13 protein-coding genes are annotated in these 16,174 nt (G+C 64.7%); 4 read left to right on the plus strand and 9 right to left on the minus strand.

The window, feature by feature from the left end; genetic code table 11:
- The gene (locus tag FNB15_RS17230; protein ID WP_144257901.1) at positions 1-267 is read right to left on the minus strand and encodes an FAD assembly factor SdhE; all 267 of its coding nucleotides are present in this window, start codon (positions 265-267) and stop codon (positions 1-3) included.
- Positions 268-364: 97 nt separating this feature from the next.
- On the opposite strand from FNB15_RS17230, the gene recG reads away from it, so the two are divergent.
- Together recG and FNB15_RS17240 are read left to right on the plus strand one after the other, a co-directional pair.
- Positions 365-2,476 (plus strand): ATP-dependent DNA helicase RecG, encoded by a 2,112-nt coding sequence (gene recG / locus FNB15_RS17235; RefSeq protein WP_144257902.1) that lies wholly within the window; start codon positions 365-367, stop codon positions 2,474-2,476.
- Between the two features lie 312 nt (positions 2,477-2,788).
- Positions 2,789-4,930, plus strand: coding sequence for a DUF6600 domain-containing protein (locus tag FNB15_RS17240; protein WP_144257903.1), 2,142 nt, complete (start codon positions 2,789-2,791; stop codon positions 4,928-4,930).
- A gap of 22 nt (positions 4,931-4,952) precedes the next feature.
- Here FNB15_RS17240 and FNB15_RS17245 read toward each other — a convergent pair whose 3' ends face one another.
- The 7 genes from FNB15_RS17245 to FNB15_RS17275 all read right to left on the minus strand — a co-directional run bounded on the left by FNB15_RS17245 (position 4,953) and on the right by FNB15_RS17275 (position 14,077).
- Complete coding sequence (locus FNB15_RS17245; protein ID WP_246068719.1) at positions 4,953-6,953, minus strand: acetyl-CoA carboxylase biotin carboxylase subunit; 2,001 nt, start codon at positions 6,951-6,953, stop codon at positions 4,953-4,955.
- An 11-nt stretch (positions 6,954-6,964) separates the two neighbouring features.
- A complete protein-coding gene (locus FNB15_RS17250; RefSeq protein ID WP_144257904.1) occupies positions 6,965-8,497 on the minus strand; it encodes an acyl-CoA carboxylase subunit beta in 1,533 nt (510 codons plus the stop codon).
- Positions 8,498-8,692: 195 nt separating this feature from the next.
- Positions 8,693-9,928, minus strand: a complete 1,236-nt coding sequence (locus tag FNB15_RS17255) for a pentapeptide repeat-containing protein (RefSeq protein WP_144257905.1) — start codon at positions 9,926-9,928, stop codon at positions 8,693-8,695.
- Positions 9,929-10,044: 116 nt separating this feature from the next.
- The gene (locus FNB15_RS17260) at positions 10,045-10,746 is read right to left on the minus strand and encodes an ATP12 family chaperone protein (protein ID WP_144257906.1); all 702 of its coding nucleotides are present in this window, start codon (positions 10,744-10,746) and stop codon (positions 10,045-10,047) included.
- A 22-nt stretch (positions 10,747-10,768) separates the two neighbouring features.
- A complete protein-coding gene (locus FNB15_RS17265) occupies positions 10,769-12,853 on the minus strand; it encodes an AsmA family protein (RefSeq protein WP_144257907.1) in 2,085 nt (694 codons plus the stop codon).
- An 11-nt stretch (positions 12,854-12,864) separates the two neighbouring features.
- Complete coding sequence (locus tag FNB15_RS17270; RefSeq protein ID WP_144257908.1) at positions 12,865-13,587, minus strand: HAD-IA family hydrolase; 723 nt, start codon at positions 13,585-13,587, stop codon at positions 12,865-12,867.
- Positions 13,588-13,726: 139 nt separating this feature from the next.
- The gene (locus tag FNB15_RS17275) at positions 13,727-14,077 is read right to left on the minus strand and encodes an acid-shock protein (protein ID WP_144257909.1); all 351 of its coding nucleotides are present in this window, start codon (positions 14,075-14,077) and stop codon (positions 13,727-13,729) included.
- Between the two features lie 122 nt (positions 14,078-14,199).
- Between FNB15_RS17275 and queF the strand changes: the two genes are divergently transcribed.
- Together queF and FNB15_RS17285 are read left to right on the plus strand one after the other, a co-directional pair.
- Positions 14,200-14,700: a preQ(1) synthase gene (gene queF / locus FNB15_RS17280; RefSeq protein WP_144257910.1), complete on the plus strand. Its 501-nt coding sequence runs from the start codon at positions 14,200-14,202 to the stop codon at positions 14,698-14,700.
- Positions 14,701-14,707: 7 nt separating this feature from the next.
- Positions 14,708-15,535, plus strand: a complete 828-nt coding sequence (locus FNB15_RS17285) for a hypothetical protein (protein ID WP_144257911.1) — start codon at positions 14,708-14,710, stop codon at positions 15,533-15,535.
- 4 nt (positions 15,536-15,539) lie between these two features.
- Here FNB15_RS17285 and FNB15_RS17290 read toward each other — a convergent pair whose 3' ends face one another.
- Positions 15,540-16,145, minus strand: a complete 606-nt coding sequence (locus FNB15_RS17290) for a cysteine hydrolase family protein (protein WP_144257912.1) — start codon at positions 16,143-16,145, stop codon at positions 15,540-15,542.
- Between the last annotated feature and the right edge of the window lie 29 nt (positions 16,146-16,174).

The following is a 16,174-nucleotide window of genomic DNA, read 5'->3' on the forward strand; positions in this document are numbered from 1 at the left end:
TCAGAATGATAACTTGTAGGCCTTGAGGAGCTTCATCACACCGGTATCGAGGTGCGGTGGCACCGGATCTCGGCCGATGGCCCAGGCATAAATCTGCGGATCGTCGTAGCTCTCCAGCAACGTCTCATACTGGTCGAGTTCGACCTCGGTAAAGGTCTGCAGGTGCCGGCGCGCAAAGCTGCCCAGCAGGATGTCGACCTCCTTCATGCCGGTATAGAGGCTGCGATGCAGCAGGCGCTTGCGGCGGATTTCGATATCCTCGGCCATCGGGCGGCAGTCCCTTGGGGGTGTTTCCGGAACGTGGGCAGGATATAGTACGCGAACCTACGGATTCTCAAGGTTTACCCGGAAATTTCCGCCTCCCATGCGCCCGGAATCGCTGTTTCCCGCCTTCGCACCGATCACCAGCCTGAAGGGCTGTGGACCGAAGCTGGCGCCACTGGTGGAAAAACTGGTCGGCGGCGGGCGGGTCCTGGACCTGTGGTGGCACCTGCCCAGCGGACTGATCGACCGGCGCTACCGCCCCGCCATTGCCGAAGCCGAGCCCGGCCGCATTGCCACGCTGGAAATCACCGTCGACCGGCATCTGCCGCCGCGCAACAGCCGCATGCCCTACAAGGTGCAATGTCATGACGGCAGCGGACGGCTGACGCTGGTCTTCTTCAACGGCCGCGAAGACTTCCTGAAGAAGAGCCTGCCCGAAGGTGAGACCCGCATCGTCAGCGGCATGGTCGAACTGTTTGACGGTCAGGTGCAGATGACGCATCCAGATCGCATGGGCACTCTGGCTGAGATCGAGCAGATGGCGAGCATCGAGCCGGTGTACCCGCTCACCGCCGGCGTCGCGGCGCGCACGCTCGGCAAGATCATCAATGGCGCGCTGGAGCGTGTGATGGAACTGCCGGAATGGCTCGATCCGGCCTGGCAGAAACGCGAAGGCTTTCCGGCCTGGCGCGAGGCGCTGCTGACCGCCCACAAGCCGGAACGCCTGGCAGATATCGAGAAAGATACGCCGGTGCGGCGACGGCTGGCCTATGACGAGCTGCTGGCCAACCAGCTTGCCCTGTTGCTGGTGCGCCGCCGCCTCAAGCGCCAGACCGGGCGCAAGCTGACCGGCGACGGACGGCTGCGCGACAGGCTGGAAAAGCTGCTGCCATGGCCGCTGACCAATGCGCAGCGCCAGGCCAATGCCGAGATCGCCGCCGATATCGCAAGCGAGCGCCGCATGCTGCGCCTGCTGCAGGGAGATGTGGGCAGCGGCAAGACCATGGTGGCGCTGAATGCGCTGCTGCTCTGCATCGAAAGTGGCGCGCAGGGTGCGCTGATGGCACCGACCGAAATCCTCGCGCGCCAGCATGCCGAAACGCTGGCGCCCTATTGCTTGCAGCTTGGCATCACCATTGCGCTGCTGACCGGCCGCGACAAGGGCAAGGCGCGTGCAGCGTTGCTGCAACGGCTGGCCGATGGCGAGATCGACATTCTGATCGGCACACATGCGCTGTTCCAGGACGACGTCGTGTTCAAGGACCTTGCGCTGGCCGTGATCGACGAGCAGCACCGCTTCGGCGTCAGCCAGAGATTGGGCCTTGCCGCGAAAGGCGCGCGGGATAAAGGCGGCGTCGACATTCTGGTGATGACGGCAACCCCCATCCCGCGCACGCTGTCGCTCACGGCCTATGGCGACATGGATGTCTCGAAGCTGACCGAGAAGCCGCCCGGCCGCAGTCCGGTCGATACGCGCACCATTGCGTCTGACCGCTACCTCGACGTAGTGGCCGCGGTGACGCGCAAGATCCAGTCCGGCGAGCAGGTCTACTGGGTCTGTCCGCTGGTGGAAGAAAACGAGCAGCTTGATCTTGCGGCGGCTGCCGAACGCCATTCGGCGCTGAAGCTGGCGCTGGAACCGGAACTGGGCGACGGCAGCATTGGGCTGGTGCATGGCAAGATGACGCCGTCGGAAAAAGACGCCGCGATGGAGGCCTTCTCTGCCGGCAGGTCGAAACTGCTGGTGGCGACAACCGTGATCGAGGTCGGCGTCGATGTGCCGAATGCGACGCTGATCGTAATCGAGCATGCCGAACGCTTCGGCCTGGCGCAGCTGCACCAGCTGCGCGGTCGTGTCGGGCGCGGCGGCAAGCCCGGCGCCTGCCTGCTGGTCTACAGCGGGCCGCTGGGCGAGACTGCGAAATCCCGACTGAAGATCATCCGTGAAACCGATGACGGCTTCCTGATCGCCGAGGAAGACCTGCGGCTGCGCGGTGCCGGCGAAGTGCTGGGCACGCGCCAGAGCGGCCTGCCGGAATTCCGTACCGCCGATCTGGCTGCCCATGCCGACCTGCTGGTCGTGGCGCGTGACGATGCGAAACTGATCCTGGAACGAGACCCGAAACTGGCCAGTGACCGTGGTAAAGCCTTGCTGGCATTGCTGTATCTGTTCGAACGCGATGCCGCCATCCAGTATCTGCAATCGGGCTGACCCGTCCCGTTCGGCGCCAGTTCGAGGCCAGTTCCGGCCTGTTTCGTCCCGTTTAGGCCAGTTAGAGCCTGTTTCGTCCCGTTCCGGCCAGTTAGAGCCTGTTCGGTCCGGCAACTGCCCGGCCATGAATCCTGCGCGCATCACCGCGCTTTTTCATGTAGGACGCGCCGCCGACTTTTCCAGTCACCACGCGATCACAGGTGTCCGCCGGAATTCTGCACGGATTTGGACACAAAGCCGCCATGACTGCTGCGTGGAATCCGGATGCGGGCCGCCCTCTCTGGAATCGGCGGCCGCTTCCCGGGAGCCAGCATGTCCATGCATCGAGGGTTCAAGGTCGCAGCAACAGCCGCGCGGCGGACTCTTGCCGTCTGCGCTGCCTCCGCGCTGATCGCCAGCACGGCATTCACGCCACTCGCCCCTGTCTTCGCGCAGACACCCCAAGCCAGCCAGGGTGATTCCGCCAAGCCCTGGCCCGGCCCGCCGATCACGGCGCAGACCGATGCCAACGATCCGCCGGCACGTGTCGGCCGCATCGCCAGGATGAACGGCACGGTGTCGTTCCACACCGCCGATGAAGACCAGTGGGGTCCGGCGACGCTGAACTATCCGCTGACCAACGGCAATGCGCTGTGGACCGAACCAGGTGCGCGCGCCGAACTGCAGATCGGCAGCGGCAACCGCCTGGTGATGGACAGCAGCACCGAACTGAATGTCACCACGCTGGATGACACGAGCTTCGAGGCCGGCTTGCCGCAGGGCAGCGCCTATCTCAATATCGCCGATGTGGCGCCGGGCGAAAGCTATGCCCTGCAGACGCCGCGCGGCCGCGTGGTGATCACCGAGCCCGGCCGCTATCTCGTCTCTGCCGGCGATGACGATGCGCCGACCACGGTATCCGCGCTGGACCGCGGCAGCGCGAAACTGTCCGGTCGCGGCACCGACCGCACCGTGCCTGCCGGCCAGGCCGCGACCCTGAGCGGCCCGCTGGATGGCGACGAACCGATAAAAACTGCACTCGCGCCAGCGCAGGCCAGTGCTTTCGCCCAGTCGGTGCTGCAGGACGAGAAAGCGCTGACACAGACTGCAACGATACTCAACCCGAACACCGCGCAGGCTGCTGTGCCGGCACAGCGTGCGGCGGCGCTGCCCGCCAATGCCGCGCCTGTACCGATGCCGACGCAGGTGCAGGGCATGACCGGTGCGCAGGATCTCGCCGCCTATGGCGCCTGGTCGAGTGCGCCGGACTATGGCGCGGTCTGGTATCCGCCGGTCGAGACCGGCTGGGTGCCCTATCGCCATGGCCACTGGGCCTATGTGCAGCCCTGGGGCTGGACCTGGGTGGCCGACGAGCCCTGGGGCTTCGCGCCCTTCCACTATGGCCGCTGGGTGGTGGTGCATGACCGCTGGGCCTGGAGCCCGGGTCGGCATCACCACCGTCATCACCATCATCACCATTCCCGGCCGGTCTATGCGCCGGCACTGGTGGCCTTCTTCGGTGGCGGCAGCGGTATTTCTGTCACAGTCACGACCGGCAATGTGGGCTGGGTACCGTTGGGTTGGCATGAACCCTATTACCCCCCCTATCGCGTCAGCCGTCACTACATCCGCAATGTAAACGTCACGCATGTCACCAACATCACGAAGGTGACCAACGTGACGAATATCAACAACGTGACGGTCAACCGCTATGCCAATCGCGGCGGCGCCACGATGGTGTCAGCCGATGCGATGCGTCGCTCCGAGCCGGTGCAGCGCGCCGTGCAGCGGGTCGATCATCGCCAGATTGAAAACGCGCGAATCGACCGTCGCGCCCGGATCGAACCGAGTGCCGCAACGGCCGGTATGTCGTCGCGCACCGCCGAACGTATGGGCATCCGCGACAATGAGCGTGGCGCGGCGCAGCGTCGCGAGGCACCCGGTCCGGACATCCGCCAGAGCGACCGCAGGTCTACGGACCTGAAGCCGGTGGACGCACGGCAGAGTGAGGCCCGACGTCAGCCACAGCCGCGGCAGGATCAGGCCAGACCTGATCAGGCCCGGCAGGATCGCCGTGACCAGCAACCGCGCACGGTACGAGAACCGCAGCAGCCTGCCGTTGAGCGCCCGCAAAATACGCAGCGCGAGGCGCAGGACCTGCAGCGCCAGGAGCAGCGCCGCCAGAATAACCAGCGGCAGCAGCGAGAGGTTCAGGAGCGCCAGGTTCAGGAACGACAGGGCCAGGAACGGCAACGCCAGCAGCAGGAGATGCAGCGACAGGACCAGCACCGGCAGGAACAGCAGAGGCAGGCTGTCCAGCGCCAGCAGGACGTTCAGCGACAGCATGCGGATCAGCAGCAGCGCGAAGCCCAGCGGCGTCAGCAGGAGGTCCAGCAGCAGAGCCGCCAGCAGGAGGTGCGGCGTCAGCAGCAGGACATCGACGACCAGCGTCGTCAGCGCCGCGAGCAGAACTAGGTCAGCTCGCGGCGGAGATGGCTCAGGCGAATTCCAGGATCACCTGATCGACGGCGAGGCTGTCACCCTTCTTGGCGTTGACCTTCTTCACTGTGCCGTCGCGCTCGGCGCGCAGCACGTTTTCCATCTTCATGGCTTCGACCACGGCCAGCGCCTGGCCGGCCTTGACCGCCTCGCCATCGGCCACCGCAATCGACACCACCAGACCCGGCATGGGGCAGAGCAGATACTTCGACATATCGGGCGGCAGCTTTTCCGGCATCAGCCGCGCCAGTTCGGCAGCGCGCGGCGTGCGCACGGCCACATCCAGCTCGGCGCCGCCATGCACGACGCGCACGCCATCGGGTCGCGCCGAGACACGGGCGACAACCGTTGCGCCGTTCACGGTGCCGCGGAAGAAGGGCTCACCCGGCTTCCAGCCGCTGCGCACTTTCAGCGCCTTGCCCTTCCCCACCTTGACGTCACAGCCGCCCTCGGCGTCAGAAACGCTGAGCTTGTATTCCCGCTTGTTAAGAATAGCGATCCACTCCTCGCCCGGCACCCATTCCGGCAGGCCCAGCTTGCCACCGAGATGGCGCGCGCGCAATTCGTTGCGGATATGGATCAGGGTCGCGACGGCCAGCGCGCTGTTCTGCCGCTCTTCGGGCAGCACAGTACCGGCATAGCCATTCGGCCATTCCTCGGCGATGAAGTTGGTTGAAATATCACCCGAGCGGAAGCGCGGATGATCCAGCACGGCCGAGAGGAAATTGACGTTGTGTCCGATGCCGGCGATCCAGGTTTCGTCCAGTGCCGCCGACAGCGTCTCGATGGCTTGGGCGCGATCCTTGCCCCAGGAGCACAGCTTGGAAATCATCGGATCGTAGAACATACTGATCTCGCTGCCCTCGACCACGCCGGTGTCGTTACGGATCACCTTCGACTCTTCAGCCGTGCGCCAGCGGGCCAGGCGGCCGGTGCTGGGCAGGAATCCGCGCACCGGATCTTCCGCATAGATGCGCACTTCGACGGCCCAGCCATCCAGCTTCACGTCATCCTGTTTGATCGCCAGCTTTTCGTTGGCCGCGACGCGGATCATCTGCTCTACCAGATCGATTCCGGTGATCAGTTCGGTGACCGGATGCTCGACCTGCAGGCGGGTGTTCATCTCGAGGAAGTAGAAGCTGCGATCCGGGCCGACGATGAACTCCACCGTGCCGGCGCTGTCGTAATTCACGGTCTTCGACAGCGCGACAGCCTGTTCGCCCATCGCCTTGCGGGTCGCCTCGTCCAGGAACGAGCTCGGCGCCTCTTCAACCACCTTCTGATGGCGGCGCTGGATCGAGCATTCGCGTTCGCCCAGGTAGATCACGTTGCCATGCTTGTCACCCAGCACCTGGATTTCGATATGGCGCGGCTGCTCGATGTATTTCTCGATGAAGACACGGTCATCGCCGAAGGAATTCTTGGCTTCGTTGGTGGCGGACGAGAAACCCTGCGCCACTTCGTCGGCCGAACGTGCGATGCGCATGCCCTTGCCGCCGCCGCCGGCCGAGGCCTTGATCATCACCGGGAAACCGATCTCGGTGGCGATCTTCACGGCCTCGTCGGTGCCGCCGATCGCGCCCAGATAGCCCGGCACGGTACTGACGCCGGCCTGCTTGGCCAGCTTCTTGGATTCGATCTTGTCGCCCATGGCGTAGATCGCATCGGGATTGGGGCCGATAAAGGCGATGCCGGCCTCTTTCAGCGCCGCCGCGAACTTGCGGTTCTCCGACAGGAAGCCGTAGCCCGGATGCACCGCCTGCGCGCCGGTCGCTTTGCAGGCCGCAACAATCTTCTCGATGACGAGATAGCTTTCAGCAGCAGCCGCCGCGCCGATATGCACGGCTTCATCCGCCATGCGCATATGCAGCGCGCCATCATCGGCATCGGAATAGACCGCCACGGTCTTGATGCCGAGCCTGCGGCAGGTCTTGATCACGCGACAGGCAATTTCACCGCGATTGGCGATCAGGATCTTGTCGAACAGTTTATTGGCCATGATCTCTGATCTCACAACGGAATGTTGTCGTGCTTCTTCCAGGGATTCTCCAGCTTCTTCTCGCGCAGCATGGCGAGCGAGCGGGCAATCCGGAAGCGCGTATTATGCGGCATGATCACATCGTCGATGAAACCGCGATGGCCGGCCACGAAAGGATTGGCGAACTTCTGGCGATATTCCTCCGTCCGCGCTGCGATTTTCTCGGCATCGCCGATTTCACCGCGGAAGATAATCTCCACCGCACCCTTCGGACCCATCACCGCGATTTCCGCCGACGGCCAGGCGTAGTTGACGTCGCCACGCAGATGCTTGGACGACATCACGTCATAGGCGCCGCCATAGGCCTTGCGCGTGATCACCGTGACCTTCGGCGTGGTGGCTTCGGCATAGGCGAACAGCAGCTTGGCGCCGTGCTTGATGATGCCGCCATATTCCTGCGCCGTGCCCGGCAGGAACCCCGGCACATCGACGAAAGTGACAATCGGAATGTCGTAGCAGTCGCAGAAACGCACGAAACGCGCACCCTTGCGGCTGGAGTCGATATCCAGACAGCCCGCCAGCACCATCGGCTGGTTGGCGACAATGCCCACGGTCTGGCCGCCGATGCGGGCGAAACCGATGATGATGTTCTTGGCGTAATTCGGCTGCACCTCGAAGAAGTCGCCCTCGTCCACCACCTTCTCGATCAGCTCCTTCATGTCGTAGGGCTTGTTCGGATTGGGCGGCACCAGCGTATCGAGCGAGGCTTCCTGGCGGTTGATCGGGTCCCAGGTCTCGCGGACCGGTGCTTTCTCGCGGTTGTTCAGCGGCAGGAAATCGAACATGCGGCGCGTCTGCGCCAGCGCCTCGACGTCATTCTCAAAGGCGTTGTCGGCCACCGACGATTTGGTGGTATGCGTCACCGCGCCGCCCAGCTGCTCCTGCGTCACCACTTCCTGCGTCACGGTCTTCACGACATCGGGACCGGTGACAAACATATAGCTGCTGTCTTTCACCATGAAGATGAAGTCGGTCATCGCCGGTGAATACACCGCGCCGCCGGCACAGGGCCCCATGATCACCGAAATCTGCGGCACCACGCCCGAGGCCAGCGCATTGCGCTGAAACACTTCAGCATAGCCGGCCAGACTGTCGACGCCTTCCTGGATGCGCGCGCCACCGGAATCGTTCAGGCCGATCACCGGCAGGCCGACCTTCATGGCGCTGTCCATGATCTTGCAGATCTTGCCGGCATGCGCCGCCGACAGCGAACCGCCGAAGACGGTGAAATCCTGACTGAAGACGAATGTGGCGCGGCCGTTGATGGTGCCGTAGCCGGTGACGACGCCATCGCCGGCCACCTTCTGCTCGGCCATGCCGAAATCGGTGCAGTCATGTTCGACGAACATGTCCCACTCCTCGAAGGAGCCGGGGTCGAGCAGCAGCTCCAGCCTTTCGCGGGCCGTCAGCTTGCCTTTGGCGTGCTGCGCCTCAATGCGCTTGGCGCCGCCGCCCTGGCGGGCCTGGGCGCGCTTTTCTTCCAACTGGCGGATGATGTCCTGCATGCAACTCCCCACTGCAAGGCTTTACGCCGGGCGCTTATGACGCGCCGATGACATGACCATGCCATAGGCCTTAGCATATCGCGCGACAGGGGCAAATAGCTTGGGGTGCAGTGCAAAAACTCCAGCCATAAGCGGAGTTTATCAAGGCTGATATATGAGTTATGCGGTCCGCCCGCCAAGCATCAGCGGCGGGCGTCAGCTCTGGCGCTGCGGCAGCCGGGCGTCGGACAGGTCCGCGCCCTCCAGCAGGGCACGCGACATGTCGGCCTCGTCCAGCCAGGCCTGATTCAGCCTGGCACCGCGCAGGTCGGCGCCACGCAGTATACTGCGCGTCAGATTGACCGGGAAAGCGCGGTCCACGCTCACCTTCAACGGGCCGAGATCGGCATCGCGCAGATCGGCGCGCACCAGCATGGCGCCGGTCAGATTGGCGCCGCGCAGATCGGCGCCCGAAAGATTGCAGTCGCGCAGATCGGCTTCCGCCAGCTTGGCGCCCTGCAGCGAGGCGCGCGCCAGATCCAGCCCCTGAAGAATGACGCCGTCCATGGCCGCACCGGTCAGCACGATGCCGGGCCGGGCGCCGATCAGGCGCAGATCGAGACGGCTGAAATCGAACAACCGGCCCTGACGGCCGCCGGTCTCCACCCAGGTCCGGTAGAGGCGGAAGGCTTCCTCGATCGGCACGCCAAGTTCCGCCAGCGGCCGGCCGCGCGGCTTGTCATCCAGCACGCCATGCACATCGGCGCCGGCCATCATGGCATTCTCAAGCTTTACACCGACCAGCACCGCACCGCGCAGATGCGCATCCTTGAGATTGGCACCACTGAGATCGGCGCCGGAAAGATTTGCGCCATCCAGTTTCGCGGAGGTGAGATTGGCGCGGGTCAGCACGCAGTTGACCAGCACCGCATCCGTGAAGTCGGTGCGGCCGGCGGCAACGCCCGTCATGTTGGCGCCGGTGAGATCGGCTGCAACGAGACGCGCACCACCAAGATCAACAGCTTCGTGATCGGGTTTCTTCAACCGCATATTGCCGGTGGTGTCGCGCTCGGCGATGACGCCGTCGCGCATGTCGGCATCCTGCAGGCGCGCGCCGGTCAGATCAGCGCCACGCAAAGACGCGCCGCGCAGATCGGCGCGATCAAGGCGTGCGCCATGCATGACTGCGCCGCGCAGATCGACGCCATACAGGACGGCGCTGCTGAGATTTGTGTCGGAGAAATTGGCGGATTGCAGATTGCAGCCGGTAAAGTCGGCGCCGGACAGATCGGCACCAGCCATGGTCAGATGCGAGAGATCGCGAAACTGAAAGATAGCCCGCTTACCGCCAGGCAAGCGCTGGCGGTATTTTTCATGGTCGGCGATGGTGGCGAGCAGTTCGCCATATCCCACCTTCGGCCGCTGACGCTTCGATGTATCTATACCTGCCACGGTCGGACCCCCCGGCCGACACAAAACCCTGTAATCGGCCTCTTATAGCAAGCCGACTCGCATTAGGGTAGCACAGCCAGCGTTACGAATCAGTCTCGCAGCCAGTGGCAGTATGGTTAGTTTCGAGCGCGTAACAGCGCTAGAAATTGGGCAGTTGCCTGCAGGTCGGCCAGCAGCCCGGTGCGGCGGGCGACGGCTTCGGCATCCTCCCCCCAGCGCTCGGCCTGATACAGCTCGTCCAGCAGGGCAGCCCGGTGCGCGCCATCGGCATCCAGACGGCCATCCAGCAGGGCCAGTCCGATCACCACGGACCCCGTGTTTGTGGTGGCGCCATGCAGGGCCGTCAGCCGCCAGGCATCCAGCCCGTCACAGACCCGCTCCAGCCGCGGCGTCAGTTCGGCGGGTTGTGTCACCGCAATGATGCCGGACGTGACGTTCATCTGAACGTCATACCGGTCGCGGAACCAGTCGAGCAGCGGCTGCCACTCCGCCGCCTGCCGCTCGGCCAGAACCGCCGGTTCGTCGGCGCGGTAGGACAGCAGGTCGGTCCCGCCGTAGCGGACAACGTCGGTGCGGGCAAAAGCCGGATCGATCATCACGCGGTCGATTGATGTGGCGGCAAGCTGCATCAGCGGCATCGACTGCGGCCGGATCTCAACCTGCTGGGCCTGCCATTCGCCGGCAATCGCCTCGGCCAGCGCGAGCGTCGGCAGGCGCATCTCGGCCTTGGCCGGGGTTTTCAGCACCCGGCCATCCAGGCGGATGATCGCGCCGTCGTCCGCCTGCTCCGCCGTGACGAGCTTGTAGAAACGTTTCATGACGGCGGCTTATAGCGGCGCGTCAGCGCCCCAGCAAGTTGCCCAGACCGCGACGCAGGGCATCGCCCCGGCTTTCGGGCTTTTGCTGGTCCTGCGTCTGGGTGCCAGTTGCAGGGGAACCCGTAGCTGGCTTCGCCGATTGCGGCACCGGCCGGCCTTCCGCCAGCGCCACAGCCTTGGCGCAGGCCGTCGCGGCATCGTCTCCACCCGAGCCCATGGCCGGCGACAGCAGCGCCAGCGGGCCAAGCGCCGCCACGCCGGCAACAGCGCCGAGCACGCCCTTGGCGAGCGCCGCGCTGTCTGGCGTGAAGCTCGGATCGGCCAGGCTGCCGCGCACATTCACCGGCGGCAGCATCGCGGCCAGGCCAGTGTCGCGCGACGACGGCACCAGCTTGAGGTCGATCCGCTCGGTGCCCAGATTGATGGTGCCGTCGCCAGTCATCGTCATGCTGCCGGTTTCAGCCAGGATCGCCTTGGGAGTCACCACGCCGTTCTTGAAATCCAGCCCGCTGACCACGCAATGCAGCTTGGTCTTCGCCGTGGCACGATCGAGTGCAGAAACAGCGCGTGCAAGGCCCGGCAGGAAGTCGCGGATATATTCTTCCTTCAGTTCGCCCTCGCCGACCTTCAGCACCATCTTGCCGTTCAGGCCGGCCATCATCTGCTGCATGGAGGCCGCGCTGCTGGTGACATCGAGCACCAGATCGGCCGGGCCGCCGCGCCGCACGATATCGGTGATGCCGGCCTTCTGCAGATACTCGCTCAGCACCACGCCCTTGCCATCGAGTTTCGCGGTCATTGATTTCGATTTGGCATTGACGGTGATGTCGCCATTCAGGCTGCCATTCGACAGATTGGCGATGGCCGGTTTTGCATTCAGCACGCCGTCCTTGAGCGTGAGATTGAGCGCCACGCCCTGCGCATCGAGCTTGGGCGCTTTCAATCGCTCGGCCTTGTAGCTGCCGGTCGCATCGACGGCATTCAACCCCTCCAGCGGCAGCGGATCGCTGCTAAACAGGCGCTTCTGCCCGCCGGCGCTGCTGCCGGCAGACCCCCCAGCCGCTGTACTGCCGCCAGTTGCCGGTTTGGCGCTGTCTTTCGGCATCAGTTGCGTGACATCCATATTCTTCGAGGCGAGATCGAACCGCACGGCAGGCTTCGCGCCCGCCAGATTCACTTCGCCGTTGCCGGACAGATCGCTGTCGGCAACTTTGGCGGCGATGTTGCTGAGCGCGTAACGCTGCGGCCCGGTATCCTTCACATCGGCCTGCAGGGTCAGCGGCACAGCCGGCGCGCTGGCGCCGGCGAGCGCGGCAACCTTTGAAAGGTCGGGCGCATCGACGGTCAGTTTCAGCGCAATACCCTTGGCCTGCATCGGCTGGGCGATGCTGCCATCCACGCTGACTTTCGCGCCCGGCAAGGTCGCGGCCATCTTCACCGGCCAGGGCCGGCTGCCCGACATCAGGTCGTCGAAGCTGCCCAGCGTGCCGTCGGCGGTGATCGCCTTGCCATCCACATCGGCAACCATCTTGACGGCCAGCAGGCCACCCTTGGCCTGCTTCACGGTCAGTTCGCTCAGCACGACATTATTCTGGCTATTGGCCTGGGCATCGCGATAGGTGAGCCGGACATTCTTCAGCGCGACATTCTCGATCGACGGAATGATCGTGCCGCCGGACTGAGTTGTAGCCTGGCTCTGCGGCTGCTGCTGGGGGGCCGGTTTCTGGCCGGTAAAATCCCAGTTGCCCCGGCCCTGCCGGTCCTTTTCCAACAGCAGGTCGACGTCGTTCAGCACAAGGCTGTCGACCTTCACCTGCCCGCCGATCAGCGCCATGAGATCGACCTGTGCGGTGAACTCGCCTACGGTCGCCATCTGCGGACGGCCGCCCCAGGCAGCGTTGGCGAAGCTGACCTGCTTCACCCCGATGCCCAGCGGCCAGAGGCTGAGCTTCATGTCCTGCGCGATGTCGAGCTTGCGCCCGGTGGCGTTCTCGACGGCCGCCACGATCTGCGGCTTGAAGCGGTTCACATCCACCGTCAGCACGGCGATAACCGCACCGGCGACCAGCAGCACGACAACGGCCACTATCCATTTCAGAATACGCATGCGGTCCCTCCTCAGGCGGCTGACGAGGATCTGGTCAAAAGCTCAATTACCAGATCAGGAAGTTCCCCAAAGTTTTTGATTATGCTTGCTGCTCCGGTTTCGAGCAGTATCTGTTCATCGTGATAGCCCCAGGCCACGCCGATCGCCTGAACGCCGGCATTGCGGGCCATCTCCATGTCGTAAGTGGTGTCACCGACCACGATTGTCGAGGCCGGAACGGCGCCGGTTTCAGCCATCGCCTGCAGCACCATGTCAGGCGCCGGCTTGCCGTTCGCCACCACATCACAGGTCTGCAGGGTGATGAAGCGTTCGGTCAGGCTGTGGGTCGCCAGCGTGTAGTTCAGCCCGCGCCGCGCCTTGCCGGTGGCGACGCCGAGCAGGAAACCAGCCTGCTCGAGCCGGTCCAGCGTCGCAACGAGTCCGGGGAACAGCGGCTCGTGGTGATCGGGCTCCAGCCGCTGGGCTATGGCGGCGGTCTTGTAGGCATGGACCACGGGATTGAGCGCCGGGGAGCCAAGTGGCAGCAGCAGATGTTCGATGGCCACTTCCAGCGGCAGGCCGACCGTACGGCGCACGGCATCCGCGTCGGGCAGGACCAGGCCATTGGCAGCGAAGGCGCTGTGCATGGCGCTGACGATGTGGTGTTGGCTGTCTACCAGCGTCCCGTCGCAGTCAAAGATCACCAGACGCGGCGGGTCGAGGCTGTCGGACAGTTGAATCAGGTCTGCACTCATAGGGGCAGAATCGCACGGTCGGCCCCGCGGCTCAACCACGCCGACCGGCAGAAACAAATATTTGATATTGCTCAGAAAATAGAAGGCCCTCCGCTGTCCTCCAGCGAAGGGCCTTCCTCATGAATCCGGATAGGCCGGGCTAGTTCACACTGCGGGCCTTCTCGTCAGCCTTGCGCTGCTGCTTGCGGGCATCAGCCTTCTGTTCGTCGGCCTTGCGCTGGGCAGCGGCCTTGTCGCTGTTGGCATCGCGCTGCGCGTCGGCTTTCTTCTCCTCGGCTTTGCGCTGCGCCTTCATCGCATCGGCCTTCTTTTCGTCGGCCTTGCGCTGCTCCTTGCGGGCGTCCGTCTGGGCGTCCTGCGCGATCGCGTCGCCGCGCGGGGTACTTGGGGTCGTGCTCTGCGCCCAGGCGCCGCCAGCCGCACCCAGCGCGACGGTACCAGCCACGGTCAGGGCAGTGGCGAGGGATTTCAGCGAAACAGTGTTGGACATGACTAAACCTCCTGGACTTGTAAACTCTGGCAAGGCGGTCTGCCGCCTCACCCGACTAAGATGGATGACGAAAGTGGCCTCACAAGGCTGCAAAAAAGGTCATTCTGTGTCATAGGTTAGGCATGAAACGCACCGCCAAGACCACCCGCAAAACCGCCTCTTCCGCCTCCATCACCCAGGGACTGACGCAGCTCGGCCAGAACGCGACGCAGCCGCAAAGCCCAGATGAGGCTTCGCTGGAGACCGTGCCGAATCCCCAGCCCGGCACGACCTATCTGATCCGCTTCACGCAGCCGGAATTTACCAGCCTGTGTCCAATGACAGGACAGCCGGATTTCGCCCATCTGGTGATCGACTATGTGCCGAACCGGCAGATCGTTGAGTCGAAGTCGCTGAAGCTGTTCCTCAACAGCTTCCGCAATCACGGCGCCTTCCACGAGGACTGCACGATCAGCATCGCGAAGCGACTTATCGCGGCGATGAAGCCGCGCTGGCTGCGCATCGGCGGCTACTGGTATCCGCGCGGCGGCATGCCCATCGACGTGTTCTGGCAGACCGGCAAACCGCCGGCCGACCTGTGGCTGCCCGACCAGGGCGTGGCCAACTATCGCGGTCGCGGCTGACGACCCGATGCGGCGCGGTGCTCTCCACGCGGCGCTGATCTTTCTCGTGGCCGGACTCGCCGGCTGCGATAACATGCGCGACCTGAACCGCAGCCTGTATCGCGGACTGGGCGGCGAAACCCGTACGCGCCCCATCGAAGGCAGCACCAGCACCAGCACCAGCGCCGGCATCCCCTGCTTCAGCGCCGAGACCGGGCTGCTCTATACCAGCCAGACCGGCCGCTGCGCGCCGGGCTACGCGCCGATCGGCACGACGGAAGCCCAGCAGCAATTCCAGACCGCGGCGCAGCGCGCGCCGGTCGCCGGTCGCGGCGCGCCTGAGATCACACCGATGCCGCAGCAGACAAGGCAGGCCGCGCGTCCAGGTATCGGAGCCGTACCGCAATCCAACGTGCCGCCATCAGGGCCCAGTGGATCTCCTGGGGCTACGCCCAGTTCGCCTTACGCCGTGAACGACGCCCGCGTTGGCGAAGGCGTGTTTGCGCTGTGCTACAACGACAGCGCTGGCCATGTCTTCGAGGCACCGGGCTGTCCGCCGGGCAGCCGCTGGATCAACACCGACGAGGCCGAGCTGCTGCAGCGCGCACAGCTGGCCGAGGCCTCGTGGTGCTTCTTCCCCGGCCGCAGCGTGCTGTATCGCAGCCGTGCTTGCCGCCCCGGCGATCAGAAACTCAACGTGGCCGAAGCCGACCGCGTCTGGGACACCCTGCCGGCCGACCGCCGCACGCGCAACCGGCCATCCGCGACCGGCGGTGGCGCGGGAGCACCGGTCCCAACGATGGACGCTGCGCCGCGCGGCGGCGTGAATGCGACGCCGCTGCCCCCGACACGGTAGACTCTTAAGCGATAGCAGCCGCGTTCGGGATCACCAGCGCGAAACGGTCATTCAGCGCCGCCATGGTGATGCGGTGCATTTCAGCCGCCGCGATCGTACCGGTGCCGGCCGGATCCGGCAGGTCGCGATCGGCACAGGCCGCATTCACCACCACGCCGCGATAGCCGTGGTCGATGGCGTTGCGCGCCGTGGCGCTGACGCACATATGGGTCTGGAAGCCGGCAATGATCAGCTCCTTGCGGCCCAGTTCCTTCAGCACGGCATCCAAATCGGTGCCGGCGAAAGAGTTCGGCAGCCCCTTGGTGACCACGCGCTCATTGCCCTGCGGACCGACACCGGCGATGAACTCCGCCTTGGGGCCTTCGGGATTGAACAGCGCGCCGCCCGGCTTGCCATAATGGCGCACATGCACGATGGGTGCGCCGGCCTTGCGGGCAGCAGTCAGCAGCTTGCCGATCTCGGCCACCGCCGCATCCATGCCGGTCAGCGGCAGGCCGCCATCGGCCAGGTATTCGTTCTGGTGATCGATCAGCAGCAGGGTGGACTTCTCCCAGGCCACCGGGATCCCGGCAGCGCCGGCCATTTCCAGCAGGGTTTTCGGACGCGACATCACACTCTCCATAAATAACGATGCCGTCT

It is taken from the genome of Ferrovibrio terrae, assembly GCF_007197755.1.
GTDB classification, from domain to species: Bacteria; Pseudomonadota; Alphaproteobacteria; order Ferrovibrionales; family Ferrovibrionaceae; genus Ferrovibrio; species Ferrovibrio terrae.